Origin of the sequence: Stenotrophomonas sp. G4 (genome assembly GCF_003428825.1) — a bacterium.
Lineage (GTDB): Bacteria > Pseudomonadota > Gammaproteobacteria > Xanthomonadales > Xanthomonadaceae > Stenotrophomonas > Stenotrophomonas indicatrix.
This window is the reverse complement of record NZ_CP031741.1, coordinates 3,908,419-3,928,606: the sequence shown is the minus strand read 5'-3', so window position 1 is coordinate 3,928,606 and position 20,188 is coordinate 3,908,419. Positions and strand designations below refer to the sequence as shown.

The following is a 20,188-nucleotide window of genomic DNA, read 5'->3' as shown; positions in this document are numbered from 1 at the left end:
GTGCGCGCCTTCCCGCGCCGGGTTCCGATCCGGCGGGCAGGCGGCCCGCGCGACGGACCGCGCATCTGCGCGGTGCCCTGGTGGCACCGGTCGACCTGAATTGCCTGCGGATCCTCCCATGTCTTCTTCCCGTTCCGTCGCTGCCCGCCGCCCCGGCAGCATCGCCCACAAGCTGATGCTGGGCACTGCGGTGATCGCGTTGCTGTGCTTCGGCGCGACCGCGTTCCTGATCTATCACCAGGCCAGTTCGGCGCTGGTGTCGTCCTCGCGGCAGACCATGGCCAGTGAAGCCCGTGCCGAGGCGCGGCAGGTGGCTGCCGACCTGGGCACGGCCTTTGCCAGCAACGATGCGATGGTGGAAACCGTGCTGGCCCAGCGTGCCCGCGGTGATGCCCCTGATCGCGCCAGCCTGGCCAATGTCATCGGCGAGCAGTTGCACGCGCACCCGGAATGGCTGGGCAAGAGCACCATGTGGGAGGCCAATGCCTTCGACGGCAAGGACGCCGAGTTCGTCAACAGCGAGGCGCACGACGCCACCGGCCGCTACATGAGCTACTGGGCCTGGCAGGACGGCAAGCCGCAGCAGTCGACGATGACCGACTACACCGAGACGCCCAGCGGCTCGGGCAACTGGTACATGGTGCCCAGCCGCGACAAGCTGCCGCTGGTCAGCGAACCGTATGCCTACGACATCGGCGGCAAGCAGGTGCTGATGAGCACGCTGAGCACGCCGATCGTCGAGAACGGCACCTTCCTCGGTGTCTTCACCGTCGACTTCTCGCTGGAGGCGCTGCAGAAGCACCTGGCCACGCTGACGCCGATGGGTGCCGGCCGCGTCGAACTGCTGTCGCCGAAGGGCGTGGTGCTGGCCTCGGCCGATGCTGCCGAGATCGGCAAACCGCGTGCCGATGCCGCCACCCTCGGCATGCTGGCGCAGATCGCCGCCGACAAGACCTACGAAGCGTTCGAGCCCGACGCCGCCGGCAACGTCCGCCTGTACGTGCCGCTGCAGGTGGGGGACGCGCCGCAGCGTTTCGCGCTGGGCGTGGTGGTGCCGCATGCGGTGATCATCGCGCAGGCCCGCGAGCTGCTGTGGATCATCCTGCTGGTAGGCGTGGTGGCTGCGCTGGTGCTCAGTGGCGGTGTCTACCTGTTGCTGCAGCGCCTGGCGGTGCGGCCGCTGGCGCAGGCGGTGCGCATCGCCGGCGACGTGGCTGCGGGCAAGCTGGACACCGCCATGCCGGCGCTGGGCAACGATGAAGTGGGCCGCCTGCTGGGTGCGATGCAGGGCATGCGAGGCCAGCTGCAGGCGGTGATGGCCGCACAGGCGGAGATGGCGCGCCGCCATGATGCCGGTGAGATCAGCTACCGCATGGACGCGTCGGTGTTCCCGGGCGAGTACGGTCGCATGGTGGCCGACAGCAACCAGCTGGTAGCCGACAGCAATGCGGTCACCCAACGCCTGGTCGAGGTGATGCAGCGCTACGCGGTGGGTGACCTGAGCGTGGACATGCAGGCACTGCCGGGCGAAAAGGCAGTATTCACCGCTGCCATGGCAACCACCAAGGCGAACCTGGCGGCCATCAACGAGCAGATCCAGCAGCTGGCCGCTGCTGCGGCGGCAGGCGATTTCGCGGTGCGTGGCGATGCGCAGCGCTTCGAGCATGACTTCCGCCGCATGGTGGAAACCCTCAACACCATGATGCAGGTCAGCGATCAGAACCTGGCTGCGCTGTCGACGCTGCTGCGTGCCATCGCCGCCGGTGACCTGAGTACACGGATGGAGGGGGACTTCCACGGCGTGTTCGCGGTGATGCGCGACGATGCCAACAGCACCGTGCAGCAGTTGACCCGGATCGTCGGCCAGATCCAGCAGTCCGCTGCCAGCATCCGCCTGGCTGCAGGCGAGATCGCATCGGGCAACAGCGACCTGTCACGCCGTACCGAGCAGCAGGCGGCCAACCTGGAAGAGACCGCAGCGTCGATGGAGGAACTGACCTCCACCGTGCGCCAGAACGCCGATCATGCCCTGCAGGCCAACAAGCTGGCGGCCTCGGCCGCAGGCGTTGCCAGCGAAGGCGGGCAGGTGGTCAGCCAGGTGGTGCAGACCATGGAGCAGATCGAGACCTCTTCGCAGCGCATCGCCGAGATCATCTCGGTGATCGATGGCATCGCGTTCCAGACCAACATCCTGGCCTTGAACGCGGCGGTGGAAGCGGCGCGCGCCGGTGAACAGGGCCGTGGCTTTGCGGTGGTCGCCAGCGAAGTGCGCGCGCTGGCACAGCGCTCGGCGGGCGCGGCCAAGGAGATCAAGGAGCTGATCGACGCCTCGGTCGCCCATGTCGGCGCCGGCGCGCAGCTGGTGCACGGTGCGGGCCGCACGATGCAGGAGATCGTCGGCCAGGTCGGCCGGGTCAACGAGATCATGGCCGAGATTTCGGCCGCCTCGCGCGAGCAGTCGGCCGGTATCGAGCAGGTCAACCAGACCGTGGTGCAGATGGACGAGACCACCCAGCAGAATGCGGCGCTGGTGGAAGAAGCCACCGCTGCGGCGCGGGCGATGGAAGAACAGGCCGAGCAGCTGGCGGTGGCGGTGTCACGCTTCCGCCTGCAGGCCGACACCCGACCGGCTGCCGCGTTGCGCGCCGCCTGAGCCGGGGCATGAACGACGACGCCCGGCCAAGGCCGGGCGTCGATGTGCCACTGCGTATGTGGTGCGCTGGGCTTAGAACATGCCTTCGAAGGGGTTCCAGCTGGTGTTGCCCTTCACCTGTTCCAGGTAGTAGCTGTAGTTGGTGCTCGAGGCGACCAGGAAGTTCATTGCGATGAACAGTGCGCGGGCCACGATGTCCGGCAGCACCAGGCTGACCGCGATCAGCACGACGTTGATGCCGATCACCACCAGCGCCTTGCGCCACATGCCCAGGATGAACAGATAGATCGCGCCGAAGAAGAAGGCGAAGAAGTTCAGGTTGATCTTCAGGCGGTCGCCGAAGGACAGCGCCTTCCAGGCCTGCTTGAAGCCGGGCTCCTTGGGAGCGCCGTGCTGCTGGAAGAAGTTGAAGCGGAACTGCCACTTCGGGCTGAAGCGGGTCAGGTCAACGGTGTTCATGTATAGGGACTTCCCTGTTAGGAAAACGTTTTCATGATAAGTGAGTCACATTCAGCAAGCCAGCTTGGAGCGTCAAAAATGTGACGTTCCTACGGCAAAGGGCTTGCGTCCCGGTGCCGCACCGTCGCCCATCCGCCTTGTTTTTAGGATAGGGTGCGCAGTTCTGCTGCTACCCCGGCTGTTTGCGGGTAGCTGCGGTATGTCCATGGAGGTTGCATGACCACACCTGCTACACCGGAAAACGCACCCGGACCGGTGCTCCTGCCGACACCCGAAGTGGTGCAGGCACAACAACTGCTCGCCCGCCAGCAACTGGCGGTGGCGATGGACCGTGCACGCATCGCGGCCAGCCGCGACGCTGCGCCGGCCGTGCTGGAAAACGACTGAGCCTGGGAAACCAGCCGCGATCGCGCTGGCCTGCTGCCAGCGCGATCGCAGTGCGCATCAGAAGCGCGCGGTCATGCTGAGGAAGTAGCTGCGGCCGGCGACGAAGTAGTCGGTAGCGCCGTCGGCGTACAGCTTCTTGTCGGCCAGGTTGCTGACGCCGCCACGCAGGGTCAGCACCTCATTGACGTTCCATGCAGCGGTCAGGTCATACAGCGTATAGGCCTTCAGGAAGGTATTGACCACGCCGGTCTGCTTGCCGGTGTACTGCGCCGACAGGCTGCTGGAGAACGTGGTGTTCGGGGTCCAGTCCAGCGACGAATAGCCTGAGAACTCCGGGGTGTCGATCAGGTTGCGGCCGGTGGTCAGGTTCCTGGCTTCCTTCATCCAGGTCGCCGACGTGCGCCAGCGCCAGTGATCGCCGAAGCGGAAGTTGAGGTTGCCTTCCATGCCGCTGGTGCGCGCGCGCTGCACGTTGCTCATGCGCGTCCACCAGTAGCCGTTGAAGAAGCCCAGCGCTTCATACTCGATCTTGTTCCTGAAGTCGGTATGGAAGTAGGTCAGGCCGGCGTCGAGCAGATCGTTGTCGAAGCTGACGCCGATCTCGCGGTTGGTGCTGGTTTCCGGGTCAAGGTCCGGATTACCTGCCATGTAGCAGCCGCCACGTACGTAGCCCAGCGGGATCAGCGAGGTGCAGCCGCGGCCACCGGACTGGGTCGCCGCGCTGGGCGAATTCTCGGTCAGGCTCGGCGCGCGGAAGCCCTTGGACACGCCGCCACGGATCGTCCACTGCTCGCTCGGGTGCCAGACCAGGTAGGCACGCGGACTGACATGGCTGCCGAACTGTTCATGGTGGTCCAGGCGCGCGCCCAGGGTCAGGGCCAGGGTACGGTGCAGCTTCAGTTCGTCTTCGACGAACAGCGCCCAGGTATCCACTTCCAGTGCAGAGCCGACCACCGGATTGCCGGCATAGTCCACCGGCGCCCGGCCGATGGTGTCGGTGTTGATCAACTCCTGCCGCTTCCATTGGCCGCCCACCGCGAACTGGTGGTCAACGCCCAGGGTGAAGGGCGTGCTCAGGCTGCCTTCGATGATCGTATCGGTTGCCTCGGAGCGGCCGGTCGGGCCGATGTCGTTCTTGTATTCGGTCCAGTACGCGCTGAGCTTGGAAGTACCGAAATCCCACTTGCCGTCGTGGTTCAGCGCCAGCGAACTGCGCTTGAGCTCACTGGCACCCCAGGCGCCTTCGTCCTGCTTTTCCAGCGCCTGGGCGATGAAGGCCTGCTGCACGCCGTGGCCAGCTTCCAGCGACACTTCCTGTGCCTCGCTCAGCTTCCACTGCAGCAGCGCGTCGACATTGCGGTCCTTCTCACCGGCGTAGGCGTTGCCGTACACGCCGCCGTTGGAGCGGTCCGAGTCGCGGCGCATGCTGTTGGCACCGATGCGCAGGCCGAAGCGCTCGCCCAGCGGGCCGGAGAAGGTCGCGCCGATCTGCTGGGTATCGCCACGGTCGCCATCCTGCGGCCGGGTGTAGCTGTGGGTGGCGCTGCCGTTCCAGCTGTCACCGATGCGCTTGGTGATGATGTTGATCACCCCGCCCATCGCGTCCGAGCCATACAGCGAGGACATCGGGCCGCGCACTACTTCGATGCGCTCGATCTGGTCGGGGGAAATCCAGTTCAGGTCCTGGCGGCCCAGGTCAGGGCGATAGTTGGTCGAGGCCGAGCTGCCCATGCGCTTGCCGTCCACCAGCACCAGCGTGTAGTTGGACGGCATGCCGCGCAGCTTGATCTTGGACTGCTCACCGGCGGCGCTGAGCCCACCGGTCACGCCCGGAATACGGCTGAGCAGGGTAGCCAGGTCGTGCACCGGCTGCCGTTCGATGTCTTCGCGGCTGATCACGCTGATGCTGGCCGGGGCATCCTTGATCCACTGCTGGTTGCCCGAGGCGGTGACCACCACGGTATCCAGGTCCTTGGTCGAGGCATCGGCGCTGGCTTCAGCGGCGGCGAGGGCAGGCAGGGCCAGCAGGCAGGCGGCGGCCAGGGCGCTGGCCAGGCGGGTGCGCGAAAGGCGCGCGGAACGGAGAGGGGACATGATGGCTTCCAAGGGAGAGGAGAGACCCGGTGGAAGCAGCAGGCGCACGCAGACAGCAGGCAGCCAACCCCCTCCCTGGGTCGTCGGGCGCTCGGAGGGTCCGGCGCAGCTGGGTGGGTCCGGTGCGCGGAGCGCGGCGACCTGCCTGGTTGACGTAATGATAACCGTTCTCGTTTGTTACGATCCAGTACTTTCCGGGATGGATCGACACCCGCGGGCGCATGGCGTCGTTCGCCTGCTGATTGCTGAATGGGGAGATTTTCCGGTGTAGACCTTCGCACCCGGCTTACATCCGGGGCCATAGACTGGGCCGCATTTTTCGATTCCGCCCCGTTGGAGATCGTGTGGGTTCCGGTAGTGACAGACATCGACTGCGCGGCATGACGTCGTGGCAGACAGGACAAGTGCGGACGCCGGGAACGCGTACCAGGAACCTTGGTGCACGCAGCCCGGCCGGGACGGCTGGTCCTGCGGCCTGCAGGGAGTAGGCGGCCATGGGGAGTGAAACCATCGACGCGGAGCCGGTCACGGCCGGTCCCGACGCGGGCTGGGCCCTGCTGCCGGCCGAAGCCCCGCTGCTGATGCCCGAACAGACGCTGCGGCAAGGCTCGCTGAAGGTCCGGCGCCATCGCACCTCGCCACGCATGATCGGCCTGCGTCGCCTGTACATCCTCGGCGGCACCGTGGCGATGACCGCCGTGGCCACCCGGATGATGTGGCGGGTGCTGTCCGGCAATGGCATCAGCGTGCTGGAGGCCTGCCTGCTGGTGCTGTTCGTCGGCCTCTTCGCCTGGATCGCGCTGTCCTTTGCCAGTGCGGTGGCCGGCTTCCTGACGGCCGTGTTCGACCGGGGCTACCGTCTGGGCATCGATCCGGACAAGCCGCTGCCGACCGTGCACAGCCGCACCGCGCTGCTGATGCCCACCTACAACGAAGACCCGCGCCGGCTGCTGGCCGGCCTGCGTGCGATCTACGAATCGGTGGCGGCCACCGGCCAGCTGCAGCGGTTTGATTTCTTCGTGCTCAGCGATACCCGTCGCGAGGACATCGCGCGGGCCGAAGAGCAGGTGTTCGCCGAGCTGCGCGAGCTGGTGCCCGATGGGCGTGCGCGACTGTTCTATCGCCGCCGTGGCGACAACAGCGCGCGCAAGGCCGGCAACATCGCCGACTGGGTACGCCGCTTCGGCGGTGCCTACCCGCAGATGCTGATCCTGGATGCCGACAGCCTGATGACCGGTGACAGCATCGTGCGCCTGGTCGCCGGCATGGAGCACAACGCCGACGTCGGCCTGATCCAGACCCTGCCATCAGTCATCGGCGGCCGCACCCTGTTCTCGCGCATGCAGCAGTTCGGCGGGCGCGTGTACGGGCCGGTGATCGCCCGTGGCGTGGCCTGGTGGCACGGTGCCGAAAGCAATTACTGGGGGCACAACGCGATCATCCGCACCCGTGCCTTCGCCGACCACGCTGGCCTGCCGGAGCTGCCGGGGCGCAAGCCGTTCGGCGGCCACGTGCTCAGCCATGATTTCGTGGAAGCGGCGCTGATGCGCCGTGGTGGCTGGGCCGCGCACATGGTGCCCTACCTGGGGGGCAGCTACGAGGAAGGCCCGCCAACGCTGACCGACCTGCTGGTGCGCGACCGCCGCTGGTGCCAGGGCAACCTGCAGCACGGCAAGGTGGTGGGCAGCCGTGGCCTGCACTGGATCAGCCGCGTGCACATGCTGATCGGCATCGGCCATTACTTCACCGCACCGATGTGGGCGATGCTGATGCTGATCGGCATCGCCATCCCGCTGTTCCAGGAAGGCATCGATTTCAACGCCCTGCTGCACCTGTCGCCCAGCGTGTACTGGCGTGCGCAGGATGAAGAACAGGTGGTGCGCCTGTTCGCCGCCACCATGGCGGTGCTGCTGATGCCCAAGGTGCTGGGTTACTTTGCGATGCTGCTCGATCCGGTTGAACGCCGTGGCTGTGGTGGCGCGATCCGGGCGTTCCTGTCGATGCTGGTGGAAACCGTGCTGGCCGCGCTGATGGCGCCGGTGGTGATGTACGTGCAGTCGCGCGGGGTGGCCGAAGTGCTGTCCGGCCGTGACTCGGGCTGGGATGCACAGCAGCGCGATGACGGTGGCATCTCGTGGATTTCGCTGGTGCGCGGCTACGGCGGCCTGGGCGTGTTTGGCGCCTTCATGGGCGTGCTGGCGTGGGCGGTGTCGCCGTCGCTGGCGGCCTGGATGGCGCCGGTGGTGATCGGCATGGTGCTGGCGGTGCCGGTGGTGGCACTGACCTCGCTGCGCGGGCCGGGCGCCTTCCTGCATCGCCTGGGCCTGCTCGACATTCCCGAAGAGAACATCCCGCCGCCGGTGCTGGTGCGCGCCGCACAGCTGCGCCGGGAAGCGGCCGAGCAACCGCCGCTGTACTGATCGCACCGTGCCAGCGGCATAATGCGGCTCGAATGTACAGGAGCCGCAACATGCTGCAAACGGTGGAACAGGAAACCGGCGCCTCGCCGCAGTGGTCGGTGATCTGGCTGCATGGCCTCGGTGCCGACGGCCATGATTTCGCGCCGATCGTGCCCGAACTGGTGCGTCCGCACTGGCCGGCGCTGCGCTTCGTGTTCCCGCACGCACCGGTGCGGCCGATCACGATCAACAACGGCGTGCCGATGCGTGGCTGGTACGACATCGTCGGCATGGACTTCCGTTCGCGCGCCGACATGACCGGCGTGCAGGAGTCGGTGGTGCAGCTGGATGCGCTGATCGCCCGTGAGATCGAACGCGGTGTCGCCGCTGATCACATCTTCCTGGCCGGCTTCTCGCAGGGCGGGGCGGTGATCCTCAGTGCCGCGCTGGCACGCACTGCTCCCTTGGCCGGCCTGATCGCACTGTCGACCTACCTGCCGGATGCCGAAAGCGCGTCGCGCGTTGATGGTGCGGTGGATGTGCCGGTGTTCATGGCCCACGGCAGCAGCGATCCGGTGATCCCGCAGGCGGTGGCCGCGCACAGCGCCGAGACGTTGCGCTCGCTTGGGCTGGACGTGCAGTGGCACAGCTACCCGATGGCCCACCAGGTCTGCGCCGAGGAAATCGACGCGTTGGGCGACTGGCTGCAGGCACGCCTGGGCGCCGCCTGACCCATGGCCGCGAGCGCTGCCACCCCGTGGATGCCGGAACTGTGCCGTTTGCCGCGGTTGGCAGCGATGCTCGGCCTGGCCGAACTGGTGGTGGTGGTGCTGGCGCTGGCGCCCGATGGCAGCCGCCACTGGACGATGGGGGAACTGGCCTCGGCCAGCGGTTTCGCGCTGTGGCTGGCGCTGGCGGTCACCGCCAGCCTGTGCCTGCTGCGGCAGGCGCTGTCGAAGCTGCCGGAACTGCTGGGCGCCGTCGCCGCCGTTGGCCTGACCGCGCTGATCGCCATCCTGTGCGCGGGCATCATCCATGCCCTGTATGGCGTGCTGGGCGACAACTTCGCGCGCGGCATCGGCTTCTGGCGCTTCACCCTGGGCAGCGCGGCCACCACGGCGCTGATCACCGCGTTGGCGCTGCGCTACTTCTATGTCAGCGACCGCTGGGCGGCGCAGGTACAGGCCAATGCCCGCGCGCAGGCCGACGCCCTGCAGGCGCGCATCCGCCCGCACTTCCTGTTCAACAGCATGAACCTGATCGCCAGCCTGCTGCATCGCGACCCAGCGGTGGCCGAGCGGGCGGTGCTCGATCTGTCCGATCTGTTCCGTGCCGCGCTGGGCGCAGGCGAGGGCGATTCGACCCTGCGCGATGAGTGCGAACTGGCCGAACGCTATCTGTCGATTGAGTCACTGCGCCTGGGCGACCGCCTTCGGGTGCACTGGCAGCGCGATGAACCCCTGCCCTGGGACCTGCCGATGCCGCGGCTGGTGCTGCAGCCGTTGGTGGAAAACGCGGTGCTGCACGGCATCTCGCGCCTGCCCGAAGGCGGCACCATCGAGCTGCATCTGGCCTGTGTGGGCAGCGAGCTGCAGATCCGCGTACGCAATCCTGCACCGGATCCGCAGGTGCCCGGGCTGGCCCTGGCCCAGGGGGCAGGCCACGCCCAGCACAGCATCGGCCATCGCCTGAGCTGGCGCTTCGGCCGCGCCGCGCGGATGACGGCTGGCTGGAGCGAGGGCTACTATGCCTGCCAGGTGACAGTGCCGATCCAGTGAGGGGACGATCGTGAGGGTAGTCATCGCCGATGACGAACCGCTGGCGCGCGAGCGCCTGCGCAGCCTGTTGGCCGCGCAGGAAGGGGTGGACGTAGTGGCCGAGGCCGGCAACGGCGAGCAGGCCCTGCACGCGTGCGCCGAACTGCAGCCGGACCTGGTGCTGCTGGATATCGCCATGCCCGGCCTGGACGGGCTGGAAGCGGCCCGCCATCTGGCCAGTTTCGAGCCGAGGCCGGCGGTGGTGTTCTGCACCGCCTACGATGCGCACGCGCTGTCGGCGTTCGAGGCAGCGGCCATCGATTACCTGATGAAGCCGGTGCGCGCCGAGCGGCTGGCAGCGGCGATCGCACGCGCCCGCACCTTCCTGGCCGGCCGTGACGGGCAGCCCCAGCACACCGGCGGCCAGGCCCGCAGCATGCTGTGTGCCCGCCTGCGCGGCAGCCTGCGATTGATTCCGCTGGACGATATCCACTATCTGCAGGCCGAAGAAAAGTACGTGGTGGTGCATCACGCGCGTGGCGAGGACCTGATCGAGGAATCGTTGAAGTCGCTGGAGGAGGAGTTCGCCAGCCGCTTCGTGCGCATCCATCGCAACTGCCTGGTGGCGCGCCACGAGCTGGTGGAGCTGCGGCGTGGCAGCGGAGGGCAGGTGCAGGCGGTGCTGCGGCATGGCAAGCAGCCGCTGGAAGTGAGTCGGCGCTGCGTGGCGACGCTGAAGCAGGAATTGCGGCATCTGTAGGTTTTCCGCGCGGCCTGCGGCCGCGACTGCTTCGACATCAACAGCAACAGCAACAGCAACAGCGGGTCATGGCTCGGTGTTGCTACGTGCTGGGTTGGGCCGGGGTGGGGTGGCGGGACACGCCGTAAACCCATCCCTGGGGGCTCGATGGCGCCATCCTTGGCGCCAACGGTCCCGCCACCCCACCCGGCCCAACCCTCTCGTTGTCCACTGCGTCGGACGGCAAGAGCATTGTTGTTATCGGGCGGGGAAAGAGGGGTCAGATCCCTTTTCCTGCGGAAAAGGGATCTGACCCGGGAGCCGCCGGCTGTTGCTTTTGCTTCTGCTCTTTTCTTTTGATCTTCCGTGGCTGGCGCGCACGGAAACTGTCAGAGGCCGGGCGGGGTGGGCTGCGCAGGGGCGTGAGCCGCATGGATGCGGCGACCGAGCTTACATGGACGTACTTGCAGCGACCCCTGCGCAGTCCACCCGCCCGGCCAAGCACAGCTGTTGCTTCCAGCTACGAGGGGCTCCGCCGTTGGCCGTATCCCGCCGATAGGCGCGATAATGAAAGGATGGAAACCGTCCGCATCGCCACCCGCAAGAGCCCGCTCGCCCTCTGGCAGAGCGAACACGTCGCCGACCGCCTGCGCCAGGCACATCCCGATCTGCACGTGGAACTGGTGCCGATGAGCACCCGCGGCGATGAAGTGCTTGACCGCTCGCTGGCGGCCATCGGTGGCAAGGGCCTGTTCCTCAAGGAGCTGGAGCTGGCCATGCTGCGTGGCGAGGCCGACTGCGCGGTGCACTCGTTGAAGGATGTGCCGATGGAACTGGATGCGCCGTTCGCGCTGCCGGCAATGCTGACCCGCCACGATCCGGCCGATGGTTTCGTCTCCAACCTGTATGCCTCGCTGGATGCACTGCCGATCGGTGCGCGCGTCGGTACCTCGTCACTGCGCCGCCAGGCCCAGCTGCGTGCGCTGCGCCCGGACCTGGAGCTGCTGGACCTGCGCGGCAACGTCAACACCCGTCTGGCCAAGCTCGACAACGGCGGCTACGACGCCATCGTGCTGGCCGTGGCCGGGCTGGAACGGCTGGGCCTGGGCAATCGCATCGTCGCCCGCCTGCAGCCGCCGCAGTGGTTGCCGGCACCAGCACAGGGCGCAGTGGCGGTGGAGTGCGATGGCGGCAATGCCGCGCTGATGGCGCTGTTTGCAGGCCTGGATGACGCCGCCACGCGCGCCTGTGTGGAAGCGGAGCGGGCCATGAACCGCGCGCTGCATGGCAGCTGCCATGTGCCGGTGGCGGCGATCGCGCAGTGGCAGGGCCAGGACCTGCACCTGCAGGGGCTGGTCGGCAGCGCCAGCGACGGCCGCGCGATGCGTGCCGACGCCGTGGGCCCGGCCAGCGACCCGGGAGCACTGGGCCAGCGCGTGGCGAAGATGCTGCTGGATGCGGGTGCTGGCGAGCTGTTGAACGTCTGAGCCATCGCAGGTAGTGCCGGCCGCCGGCCGGCAACCTCATGATCCCCATTGAATGCAGTTGCCGGCCGGCGGCCGGCACTACCAAAAGCAGAACGGGCGCCAGGCGCCCGTTTTCGCTTATTTGAACTTGTAGACCACGTTCATCGTGGTCAGCGTATCGGTCTTGCGCTTGTCCTCGGCGACGTCGCTGTTGTAACGCGCCTGCCAACCGGCCTTCAGCGCCAGGTGCTCGTTCATGCTCACCGAGACGCCAAAATCGTTCTGGCCGAAGGTGTTGTACGAACCCGATTCGACCAGCAGCGTGTTGATCAGGTCGGTGTTGTCGGTCAGCGAGTACTTCAGGTCGAACAGGCCACGACCGATCAGGCCGGTGCGGGTGCGGTCATCCTCGGTGCTGTGGGTGCGGCGCACACCGGGGCCGATCTGCGCGTCGAACGAGAAGCGCTCGGTGTTCCACAGCCGGGTGCCGTAACCAAGACCGAACGAGCTCTGCCGGTCGTAGGTGGCGAAATCATCACGCTCGGTACGTACCGTGGCGGTCAGCTGGCGATGTTCGCCCAGCTGCAGCGCGCTGCCCGCACTGCCGGTATAGCGGTTGGCAGTGGTGTTGTTGCGGCGCGTGGTGGTGCCGTCGTCGCTGGTTTCGGTCACCTTGGAGCTGGAGCGCAGGCCGAACAGGTCCATGCTGTGCACCCAGTCGCCATCGGTGTAGCGCAGCCGCAGGCGGCCGTTGAAGCTCTCGGTGCTGCTGTTGCCACGTGCCGACGCGAAGCCGAGTTCGCCACCACTGCCGCTCCACGGCGAGGACATCGCCGCCAGTTCGGAGGCATCCTGCGCGTACGCCAGCGGGGCGCAGAGCAGCAAGGGGACCAGCAGGGACACGCGCAGGGACATCGAGGCTTCTCCGAAGCGGTTGGCAGCCAGCGATGATACTGGAAGCGTGATGACCGTCCGAATCGCCTGTCCCGCCTGCTTCAGCAGGCGTTGTTGGCCAGGCCCATTCAGGGCCGATCGATCTGCAGGGCCGGATCGTTGAAGCGCGAGTACCGCAGCCGCAGCTGGAAGGGCTTGCCGTTGTTGTGGCCGCTGCGCACGATCTGCCGCGGCAGGCCCTGCGCATCCACCCAGTACTCCAGGCGTTCACCGGCGGTAGCGCCACGCAGGCGGTAGTGGCGGGTGCTGACGCCCTCCAGCGTCTGGGTGCCCAGGTCTTCGGCCTGCAGGGCCTGTGCAGGGATATCGGCAGGCAGCGGGCTGCGCCATTGTTCCAGCAGCCCCGGCGGGGTCGGCACCTGGCGGATCGCATCGTCGGCCTGCAGGAACATGGTGTCGCCGATGATCACCTGTGGCCCGGCAGGGGTCTGCACCCGGAAGCGGTCCGGGGCGACGAAGTCCATCGCGGTACGCACCGGCTGCTGCGCGCCCAGCACCTCCAGTTCGGCATGGAAGCTGCGCAGGGCGGCAAAGCGCTGGCTGGCAGACAGCACCGCCTGCGCCGGATCGGCAGCGGGGACGGGCGTCGCAGCGTCGGTTGGCGCCGGTGCGCGGTCGCAGGCGGCCAGCAGCAGGCAGGCCAGCAGGGGCAGGACAGACAACCGGCGCATCGGGCGCTCCACGGGTCAGGGGGCGCCCACGATAGCCCAATCGTCCGCCACAACGCCCGAGACTCGGACATAATCGGGGGCATGGACCGATACGAACGCATCACCGCCCTGCATCGTCTGCTCAAGTCCGCACGCTATCCGGTGACGGTGGCGACCCTGCAGGACAAGCTCGGTTGCTCCCGGGCCACCGTCTACCGCGACCTGGCGTTCCTGCGCGATGCGCTGATGGCGCCGATCGAGGGCGATGGCGAGGCCGGCTTCCGCTACCTGGCCGACGAGAGTGACCGCTTCGAGCTGCCCGGCCTGTGGCTGAGCTCGGAGGAGCTGCACGCCCTGCTGGCCTCGCAGCACCTGCTGGCCCGTACCGGCGGCGGCGTGCTGTCTTCGGTGCTGGCGCCGCTGCAGCAGCGCATCGAGAGCCTGCTCGCCGCCCAGGCCGGTGTTTCCAGCTGGCCGGTGGATCGGGTGCGGGTGATTCCGCACCGTGGCCGCAAGTTCGATGAAGCCAGCTTCCGTTCGGTGGCCTCGGCGGTGCTGGAGCGCAAGCAGCTGGGCTTTGAGTACCGGGCCCGCTCGACCGACGAAGCGACCAAGCGCACCGTATCGCCGCAACGGCTGACCCATTACCGCGACAACTGGTACCTGGACGGCTGGGACCATGATCGCCAGGCCCTGCGCAGCTTTGCGGTGGACCGCATCTACAAGGCGCGGGTGATCGACAGCACCGCCCGCGATGTCGCCGACAGCGAACTGGACGAGCAGCTGGGTGCCAGCTACGGCATCTTCTCCGGTGCGCCCAAGGGCTGGGCAACCATCCTGTTCAGTGCCAAGGCCGCGCGCTGGGTGGCCGACGAGCACTGGCACTCCAAGCAGCAGGGACGCTTCCTCGCCGATGGCCGCTACGAACTGAAAGTGCCCTACAGCGTGTCGCGCGAACTGTTGATGGACGTGTTGCATTACGGGTCCGATGCCGAGATCGTCGAGCCGATGATGCTGCGCGAGCAGGCCAAGGCACTGCTGGAGCTGGCCCTGACCAACTACGAAAAATCCTGACACCTCCCCCGAGATCGATTGCGCCCATGAAGAAGACCCTGTTGCTGCCCCTGTTCGCCGCTGCGCTGGCCCTGACCGCCTGCGGCAAGTCCGGTGAGCCTTCGCAGAAGCTGGTGGTGGCCGCCACCGCCGTGCCGCACGCCGAGATCCTGGACGTGGTCAAGCCGATCCTCAAGCAGGAAGGCGTGGAGCTGGACGTGCGCGTGTTCAACGACTACGTGCAGCCCAACGACCAGCTGGTGCAGAAGCAGGTGGATGCCAACTACTTCCAGACCGAACCGTACCTGGACGCCTACAACCGTGATCGCAAGACCGACCTGACCAAGGTGGTGGGCGTGCACATCGAGCCGTTCGGTGCCTACTCGCGCAAGATCAAGTCGCTGGCCGAACTGCGTGAAGGGGCCGATGTGGTGATCCCCAACGACCCCAGCAACAACAGCCGCGCGCTGATCCTGCTGCACAAGGCCGGCGTGATCGAGCTGAAGGACCCGACCAATGCGCTGGCCACACAGCGCGACATCGTCTCCAACCCGAAGAACCTGAAGTTCCGCGAGCTGGACTCGGCGATGCTGCCGCGCGTGCTCGACCAGGTCGATCTGGCCCTGATCAACACCAACTATGCGCTGGATGCCGGCCTCAACCCGACCAAGGACGCGCTGGCGATCGAGAGCAAGGACTCGCCGTACGTGAATTTCCTGGTTGCCCGCCCGGACAACAAGGACGACGCCCGCGTGCAGAAGCTGGCCAAGGCGCTGACCAGCCCGCAGGTGAAGACCTTCATCGAGACCAAGTACAAGGGCGCGGTGCTGCCGGCGTTCTGACTCTGGGGTAGTGCCGGCCGCTGGCCGGCAACCCAGCAGGTGTACCCGAAGATCACGGTGTTGCCGGCCAGCGGCCGGCACTACCGTCAGTCGACGTGGAAGGCGAGGGTGGCGGCCACGGCCTGCTGCCACCCTGCGTAAAGCTTCTCGCGCCGGGCCACCGCCATCTGCGGTTCGAAGCGGCGATCCAGCCCCCACTGTGCCGCGATCTGTTCGCGGCTCTCCCAGAAGCCGACCGCCAGCCCGGCCAGGTAGGCCGCACCCAGCGCGGTGGTCTCGGTCACCCGCGGTCGCAGCAGGGGGACGCCGAGGATGTCGGCCTGGAAGCTGGCAAGGAAGTCGTTGCCGATCGCGCCGCCATCGGCGCGCAGTTCACTGAGCGAGATGCCCGCATCGGACTGCATCGCATCCAGAACGTCGCGGGTCTGGTAGGCCATCGCCTCCAGCGCTGCGCGCACGAAGTGGGCCTTGCCGGTGCCACGGGTCAGGCCGAACATCGCACCGCGCACGTCGCTGCGCCAGTACGGTGCACCCAGGCCGACGAAGGCCGGCACCAAGTACACCCCCGCGCTGTCCGGCACCTGTGCGGCCAAGGCCTGGCTGTCAGCAGCGCGATCGATCATGCGCAGGCCATCGCGCAGCCACTGCACCACCGAGCCGGCGATGAAGATCGACCCCTCCAGCGCGTATTCCACCTTTCCTCCCAGGCCCCAGGCAATGGTGGTCAGCAGGCCATTGCGCGAGCGCACGGCCTGCGTGCCGGTGTGCATCAGCATGAAGCAGCCGGTGCCATAGGTGTTCTTGACCATGCCTGGCTGGAAGCAGGCCTGGCCGAACAGCGCGGCCTGCTGGTCGCCGGCGATGCCGGCAATCGGGATCGGATGGTCGAAGAAGAACTGCGGGCGCGTGTGCGCGTATACCGAACTGGAATCGCGCACCTGCGGCAGCATCGCACGCGGGATGTCCAGCAGGGCCAGCAGGTCCTCGTCCCAGTCCAGGGTATGGATGTTGAACAGCAGCGTACGCGCGGCGTTGCTGTAGTCGGTCACGTGCGCCTGGCCGCCGCTGAGATTCCACACCAGCCAGCTGTCGATGGTGCCGAACAGCAGCTCGCCACGTTCGGCCCGCTGCTGCGCGCCTTCCACGTGGTCGAGGATCCAGCGGATCTTGGTGGCCGAGAAATAGGCATCGATCAGCAGGCCGGTACGCTCGCGGATCAGCGCTTCGTGGCCGCCGGACTTCAGCCGCTCGCAGATCGCCTGGCTCTGCCGCGACTGCCAGACGATGGCGTTGTGGATCGGCTGGCCGCTGGCACGGTCCCAGACCACGGTGGTTTCGCGCTGGTTGGTGATGCCCAGTGCGGCGATGTGGCGGGGATCGATCTGTTCGCGGCTGAGCAGTTCGGTGATCGTGGCGTAGACGCTGGTCAGGATCTCGCGCGGGTCATGCTCGACCCAGCCCGGCTGTGGAAACAACTGGGCAAACTCGCGCTGCGCGCTGCCGACGATGTCGCCGGCACGATCGAACAGGATCGCGCGCGAACTGGTGGTTCCCTGGTCGATGGCCAGCACGTAGCGGGGCGTCATGCAGCGTCTCCGGTGGCGATGTTGGGATCGTAATGCATCAGCGGCGCCGGGCCGCGCGCGGCATTACCGGCGATGTGAATCCATCCAGGCCTGCAGCCGTACTGCCTGCGCCGCGTCCATCTGCAGCCCCAGCTTGCTCCGCCGCCACAGTACATCCTCGGCGCAGCGGGCCCACTCGTGGTTGCACAGGAACGCCACCTCGCGTGCGTGCAGGCCCACGCCAAAGTCTTCGCCCAGATCGAACAGGCTGCGTGCGCCGTGCAGCAGATCGATGCTGCGACTGCCATAGGCGCTGGCCCAGCGCCGCAGCGTGGCCTCCGGCAGCCAGGGGGCCTGGTGCCGAAGCTGTTCCCGTGCCTGCCCGGCATCGCCCCAGTCGCTGCCGGGCAGTGGCTCGCCTGCCGCCGTCCAGGCGGGGCCGGCGTGCGGCAGATGGGGGCGCAGCAGGTCCAGTGCCTCCTCGGCCAGTACCCGGTACGTGGTCAGCTTGCCGCCCAGCACGTGCAGCGCAGGCGCACCTTCGGCGTCCAGTTGCAGGCGATAGTCACGGCTCAGTTTGGCCGCGCGCGGGTCCGGGTCGGCCAGCAACGGGCGCACACCGGCAAACTGCCAGACCACCTCGGCAGGTGCGACTGGATCGCGCAGGTAGCCGTTGGCAGCGCTGCACAGGTAGTCCACTTCCGCGGGCAGCACACTGCAGCGAGCGGGGTCGCCGCGATAGTCGGTGTCAGTGGTGCCGATGAGCAGATGGTCGTGGAAGGGCAGCAGGAACACCACGCGGCCGTCGGGCTGCTGCAGCAGGCAGGCGCGGTCGTTCGGCCAGGCGCGGCGCAGCACGATGTGGCTGCCCTGGACCAGGCGCAGCGCAGGTCCGCCGCTGCGGGCGTGCATGCGCTCCAGCAGACCGCCGGCCCAGGGGCCTGCGGCGTTGACCACCGCCTGTGCCTGCACGGTCTGCTGATGGCCTGCGGCGTTTTCCAGTACGGCGTGCCAGCGTCCGTGCCCGCGTTGCAGGTCCACGCAGCGCGTGCCGGTCAGGATGCATGCACCCCGCTGCGCAGCATCGAGCGCGTTGAGGATGACCAGCCGCGCATCATCCACCTGCGCGTCGGCGTAGCTGAAGGCGTGCTGCAGCTGTGGCGACAGCAGCGCGCCGAGTGGATCGTCGTGCAGATCCACGGCGCGCGACGCAGGAAAGGCGGGACTGCGCCGGCCCAGATGGTCGTACAGCCAGAGCCCGAGCCGCAGCATCCAGCGCGGGCGCAGGTGCGGCTGCCACGGAAGCACGAAGCACAGCGGCCGCACCAGGAACGGCGCCTGCCGACGCACCACTTCGCGCTCGCCCAGTGCCTTGCGCACCAGGCTGAACTCGCGCTGTTCCAGGTAGCGCAGGCCGCCATGGATCAGCTTGCTGCTGGCGCTGGAGGTGTGTGCTGCCAGGTCGTGCTGTTCGCACAGCAGCACCTTCAGGCCGCGGCCGCTGGCATCACGGGCGATACCGGCGCCGTTGATGCCACCGCCGATCACCAGCAGGTCGACCTCGTGCATCGCGCCTCCGCATCCCGTCTGTGTAGATCCGACTGTCAGTCGACTCTACAGAACCCGGGTGACGGAAACGACGACGGGCCCCGTAGGGCCCGTCGCGGTACAACAAAGACGCAGAAGCGCTTAGAAGCGGGCGCCGATGCCGAAGCCGACGGTCCACGGATCCATCTTCGCTTCGCCGATCTTCTCGCCGCCGACCTTCACGTCCGGACGCGAACGCATGTAGCGGGCGTCGGCACGGGCGAACCAGGTCGAGTTGATGTTCATGTCCACACCGACGGTGCCGATCACGCCCTTGGCGTCCTTCAGGCGGATGTCCGAATCGCTGCCGTCGGCCAGGGTTTCATTGCTGAAGGCCGACTGGAAGTAGCCCACGCCCACGAACGGACGGAACACGTTGTCAGCCTGGCCGAAGTGGTACTGGCCGCTCAGCGCGACCGGCTGCTGCTCGACGCTGCCGAGGCGGGCATTGCCCGGGCCCTTCACCTTGTGGTCGAACTTGTCTGCAGCGCCCCACAGTTCAACGGCCCAGTTGTCGTTGATGTAGTAGCTGAAGCTGACGGTCGGTGCCGGGCCGCCATCGACCTTCTTGATGCCGTCGATCGGGTCATTCTTCGGCTGCAGCAGCGAGACGCCGCCAACCACGGCAAAATGCTTGCCAGAGGCGGTATCGGTGGTGCTGCTGTCCTGCGCGAAGGCAGCCGGTGCGAACGCGGCGGAGGTCAGCAGGGCGAGGCTCAGGATACGGATGGAGCGCATGGGGGAATCTCCTAATGTTTCTTGTTTTGGGCCCCCGGTTGCGGGGCGAGCACACCGTAGTCGCCCCAACATGAATCGAATCCGACGCGCGTTAAAAATTAGTTCGCACTGTTCAGCGAACAGCGCGGAATCCCTGTTTCCATGCGGTTTCTGCCCTCCCGGAATATTCATGCAGTTGGAGAAGATGTGAGCGCTGCAACGTTGTGCATCGGCCTCCCTGCGCAGGTGAACGCGGATTGCCGGGTGTTGCTGCTGGGTTCAATGCCCGGTATCGCTTCGTTGCAGGCACAGCATTACTACGCGCACCCGCGCAATCGTTTCTGGCCCTTGCTCGGCGATCTGTGCGGCTTCGACCCGGCAATGCCGTACGCGCAGCGACTGCAGGCGCTGGCAGCCAATGGTGTCGGCCTGTGGGATGTGATCGGCCGCTGCGAACGACGCGGCAGCCTGGATGCGGACATCGTGCGTGGCACGGAAGTGGCCAATGCACTTCCCGCACTGATCGCCGCACTACCTGACCTGCAGCTGATCGGCTGCAACGGTGGCGCGGCGATGCAGGCCTTCCAGCGCTGGGTGCAGCCGCAGCTGGCCACGTCGGCCAAGGTGCTGGCGCTGCCGTCCACCAGTCCGGCCAACGCAGCGTGGTCCTTGCCGCGCCTGCGCCAGGCCTGGCAGCCGGTGGCCGTCGCACTGGCGACATCAAGCGGACATCGGCAGGACAATACGCTACCGACTGGAAGCGCCGGCGGGCCATGAGCAACAGCGTGTCCCGGCTGCGTGCGTACTGAAAACACCTGTAACGGTTGGCGCTGGCTCCCGCTGGCCGCACAATAGACGTTTCCCTA

17 protein-coding genes are annotated in these 20,188 nt (G+C 67.2%); 10 read left to right on the top strand and 7 right to left on the bottom strand.

Annotated features, from left to right (window positions below; all coding sequences use genetic code 11):
• Positions 1 to 118 precede the first annotated feature (118 nt).
• Positions 119 to 2,653: a methyl-accepting chemotaxis protein gene (locus D0Y85_RS21015; RefSeq protein ID WP_117311459.1), complete on the top strand. Its 2,535-nt coding sequence runs from the start codon at positions 119 to 121 to the stop codon at positions 2,651 to 2,653.
• A 72-nt stretch (positions 2,654 to 2,725) separates the two neighbouring features.
• Here D0Y85_RS21015 and D0Y85_RS17910 read toward each other — a convergent pair whose 3' ends face one another.
• A complete protein-coding gene (locus D0Y85_RS17910; RefSeq protein WP_117311458.1) occupies positions 2,726 to 3,112 on the bottom strand; it encodes a DUF2628 domain-containing protein in 387 nt (128 codons plus the stop codon).
• A 216-nt stretch (positions 3,113 to 3,328) separates the two neighbouring features.
• Here D0Y85_RS17910 and D0Y85_RS20670 point away from each other — a divergent pair, with 216 nt between their 5' ends.
• Positions 3,329 to 3,499, top strand: a complete 171-nt coding sequence (locus D0Y85_RS20670) for a hypothetical protein (protein ID WP_162887695.1) — start codon at positions 3,329 to 3,331, stop codon at positions 3,497 to 3,499.
• A gap of 57 nt (positions 3,500 to 3,556) precedes the next feature.
• On the opposite strand, the gene D0Y85_RS17905 is transcribed toward D0Y85_RS20670, so the two are convergent.
• Complete coding sequence (locus D0Y85_RS17905; RefSeq protein ID WP_117311457.1) at positions 3,557 to 5,593, bottom strand: TonB-dependent receptor; 2,037 nt, start codon at positions 5,591 to 5,593, stop codon at positions 3,557 to 3,559.
• A gap of 494 nt (positions 5,594 to 6,087) precedes the next feature.
• On the opposite strand from D0Y85_RS17905, the gene mdoH reads away from it, so the two are divergent.
• The 5 genes from mdoH (at position 6,088) to hemC (ending at position 11,975) form a co-directional block, all read left to right on the top strand.
• Positions 6,088 to 8,013, top strand: a complete 1,926-nt coding sequence (gene mdoH, locus D0Y85_RS17900; RefSeq protein ID WP_117311456.1) for a glucans biosynthesis glucosyltransferase MdoH — start codon at positions 6,088 to 6,090, stop codon at positions 8,011 to 8,013.
• A 50-nt stretch (positions 8,014 to 8,063) separates the two neighbouring features.
• The gene (locus tag D0Y85_RS17895) at positions 8,064 to 8,723 is read left to right on the top strand and encodes an alpha/beta hydrolase (protein WP_117311455.1); all 660 of its coding nucleotides are present in this window, start codon (positions 8,064 to 8,066) and stop codon (positions 8,721 to 8,723) included.
• A gap of 3 nt (positions 8,724 to 8,726) precedes the next feature.
• Complete coding sequence (locus D0Y85_RS17890) at positions 8,727 to 9,770, top strand: sensor histidine kinase (RefSeq protein WP_205420714.1); 1,044 nt, start codon at positions 8,727 to 8,729, stop codon at positions 9,768 to 9,770.
• A 10-nt stretch (positions 9,771 to 9,780) separates the two neighbouring features.
• On the top strand, positions 9,781 to 10,509 hold the full coding sequence (locus D0Y85_RS17885) for a LytTR family DNA-binding domain-containing protein (RefSeq protein WP_025879008.1): 729 nt from the start codon (positions 9,781 to 9,783) through the stop codon (positions 10,507 to 10,509).
• A 554-nt stretch (positions 10,510 to 11,063) separates the two neighbouring features.
• Positions 11,064 to 11,975, top strand: coding sequence for a hydroxymethylbilane synthase (gene hemC, locus D0Y85_RS17880; RefSeq protein ID WP_117311454.1), 912 nt, complete (start codon positions 11,064 to 11,066; stop codon positions 11,973 to 11,975).
• A 117-nt stretch (positions 11,976 to 12,092) separates the two neighbouring features.
• Here the strand turns inward: hemC and D0Y85_RS17875 are convergent, their stop codons facing one another.
• Together D0Y85_RS17875 and D0Y85_RS17870 are read right to left on the bottom strand one after the other, a co-directional pair.
• Positions 12,093 to 12,869 carry a DUF481 domain-containing protein gene (locus D0Y85_RS17875; protein ID WP_025877391.1) on the bottom strand — a complete coding sequence of 259 codons (777 nt, stop codon included), beginning with the start codon at positions 12,867 to 12,869 and terminating at the stop codon, positions 12,093 to 12,095.
• 107 nt (positions 12,870 to 12,976) lie between these two features.
• Complete coding sequence (locus D0Y85_RS17870) at positions 12,977 to 13,579, bottom strand: hypothetical protein (protein ID WP_117311453.1); 603 nt, start codon at positions 13,577 to 13,579, stop codon at positions 12,977 to 12,979.
• An 81-nt stretch (positions 13,580 to 13,660) separates the two neighbouring features.
• Between D0Y85_RS17870 and D0Y85_RS17865 the strand changes: the two genes are divergently transcribed.
• Both D0Y85_RS17865 and D0Y85_RS17860 read left to right on the top strand, forming a co-directional pair.
• Positions 13,661 to 14,632 (top strand): YafY family protein, encoded by a 972-nt coding sequence (locus tag D0Y85_RS17865; RefSeq protein ID WP_117311452.1) that lies wholly within the window; start codon positions 13,661 to 13,663, stop codon positions 14,630 to 14,632.
• A gap of 26 nt (positions 14,633 to 14,658) precedes the next feature.
• Complete coding sequence (locus D0Y85_RS17860; protein ID WP_049466359.1) at positions 14,659 to 15,453, top strand: MetQ/NlpA family ABC transporter substrate-binding protein; 795 nt, start codon at positions 14,659 to 14,661, stop codon at positions 15,451 to 15,453.
• Between the two features lie 86 nt (positions 15,454 to 15,539).
• Here D0Y85_RS17860 and glpK read toward each other — a convergent pair whose 3' ends face one another.
• The 3 genes from glpK to D0Y85_RS17845 form a co-directional block, all read right to left on the bottom strand.
• Positions 15,540 to 17,039: a glycerol kinase GlpK gene (glpK, locus tag D0Y85_RS17855; RefSeq protein ID WP_117311451.1), complete on the bottom strand. Its 1,500-nt coding sequence runs from the start codon at positions 17,037 to 17,039 to the stop codon at positions 15,540 to 15,542.
• 63 nt (positions 17,040 to 17,102) lie between these two features.
• Entirely contained in the window at positions 17,103 to 18,587 is a 1,485-nt protein-coding gene (glpD, locus tag D0Y85_RS17850; protein WP_117311450.1) for a glycerol-3-phosphate dehydrogenase, read from the bottom strand.
• A 120-nt stretch (positions 18,588 to 18,707) separates the two neighbouring features.
• Positions 18,708 to 19,343 carry an OmpW family outer membrane protein gene (locus D0Y85_RS17845; RefSeq protein ID WP_049464294.1) on the bottom strand — a complete coding sequence of 212 codons (636 nt, stop codon included), beginning with the start codon at positions 19,341 to 19,343 and terminating at the stop codon, positions 18,708 to 18,710.
• Between the two features lie 186 nt (positions 19,344 to 19,529).
• Here D0Y85_RS17845 and D0Y85_RS17840 point away from each other — a divergent pair, with 186 nt between their 5' ends.
• The gene (locus D0Y85_RS17840) at positions 19,530 to 20,099 is read left to right on the top strand and encodes a DNA-deoxyinosine glycosylase (RefSeq protein ID WP_025877378.1); all 570 of its coding nucleotides are present in this window, start codon (positions 19,530 to 19,532) and stop codon (positions 20,097 to 20,099) included.
• Positions 20,100 to 20,188: the final 89 nt, after the last annotated feature.

Excerpts from the sequence above, each read along its gene's own strand:
- D0Y85_RS21015 (WP_117311459.1), top strand. The coding sequence starts at position 119 with ATGTCTTCTTCCCGTTCCGTCGCTGCCCGCCGCCCCGGCAGCATCGCC.
- D0Y85_RS17910 (WP_117311458.1), bottom strand. The coding sequence starts at position 3,112 with ATGAACACCGTTGACCTGACCCGCTTCAGCCCGAAGTGGCAGTTCCGC.
- D0Y85_RS20670 (WP_162887695.1), top strand. The coding sequence starts at position 3,329 with ATGACCACACCTGCTACACCGGAAAACGCACCCGGACCGGTGCTCCTG.
- D0Y85_RS17905 (WP_117311457.1), bottom strand. The coding sequence starts at position 5,593 with ATGTCCCCTCTCCGTTCCGCGCGCCTTTCGCGCACCCGCCTGGCCAGC.
- mdoH (WP_117311456.1), top strand. The coding sequence starts at position 6,088 with ATGGGGAGTGAAACCATCGACGCGGAGCCGGTCACGGCCGGTCCCGAC.
- D0Y85_RS17895 (WP_117311455.1), top strand. The coding sequence starts at position 8,064 with ATGCTGCAAACGGTGGAACAGGAAACCGGCGCCTCGCCGCAGTGGTCG.
- D0Y85_RS17890 (WP_205420714.1), top strand. The coding sequence starts at position 8,727 with ATGGCCGCGAGCGCTGCCACCCCGTGGATGCCGGAACTGTGCCGTTTG.
- hemC (WP_117311454.1), top strand. The coding sequence starts at position 11,064 with ATGGAAACCGTCCGCATCGCCACCCGCAAGAGCCCGCTCGCCCTCTGG.
- D0Y85_RS17875 (WP_025877391.1), bottom strand. The coding sequence starts at position 12,869 with ATGTCCCTGCGCGTGTCCCTGCTGGTCCCCTTGCTGCTCTGCGCCCCG.
- D0Y85_RS17870 (WP_117311453.1), bottom strand. The coding sequence starts at position 13,579 with ATGCGCCGGTTGTCTGTCCTGCCCCTGCTGGCCTGCCTGCTGCTGGCC.
- D0Y85_RS17865 (WP_117311452.1), top strand. The coding sequence starts at position 13,661 with ATGGACCGATACGAACGCATCACCGCCCTGCATCGTCTGCTCAAGTCC.
- D0Y85_RS17860 (WP_049466359.1), top strand. The coding sequence starts at position 14,659 with ATGAAGAAGACCCTGTTGCTGCCCCTGTTCGCCGCTGCGCTGGCCCTG.
- glpK (WP_117311451.1), bottom strand. The coding sequence starts at position 17,039 with ATGACGCCCCGCTACGTGCTGGCCATCGACCAGGGAACCACCAGTTCG.
- glpD (WP_117311450.1), bottom strand. The coding sequence starts at position 18,587 with ATGCACGAGGTCGACCTGCTGGTGATCGGCGGTGGCATCAACGGCGCC.
- D0Y85_RS17845 (WP_049464294.1), bottom strand. The coding sequence starts at position 19,343 with ATGCGCTCCATCCGTATCCTGAGCCTCGCCCTGCTGACCTCCGCCGCG.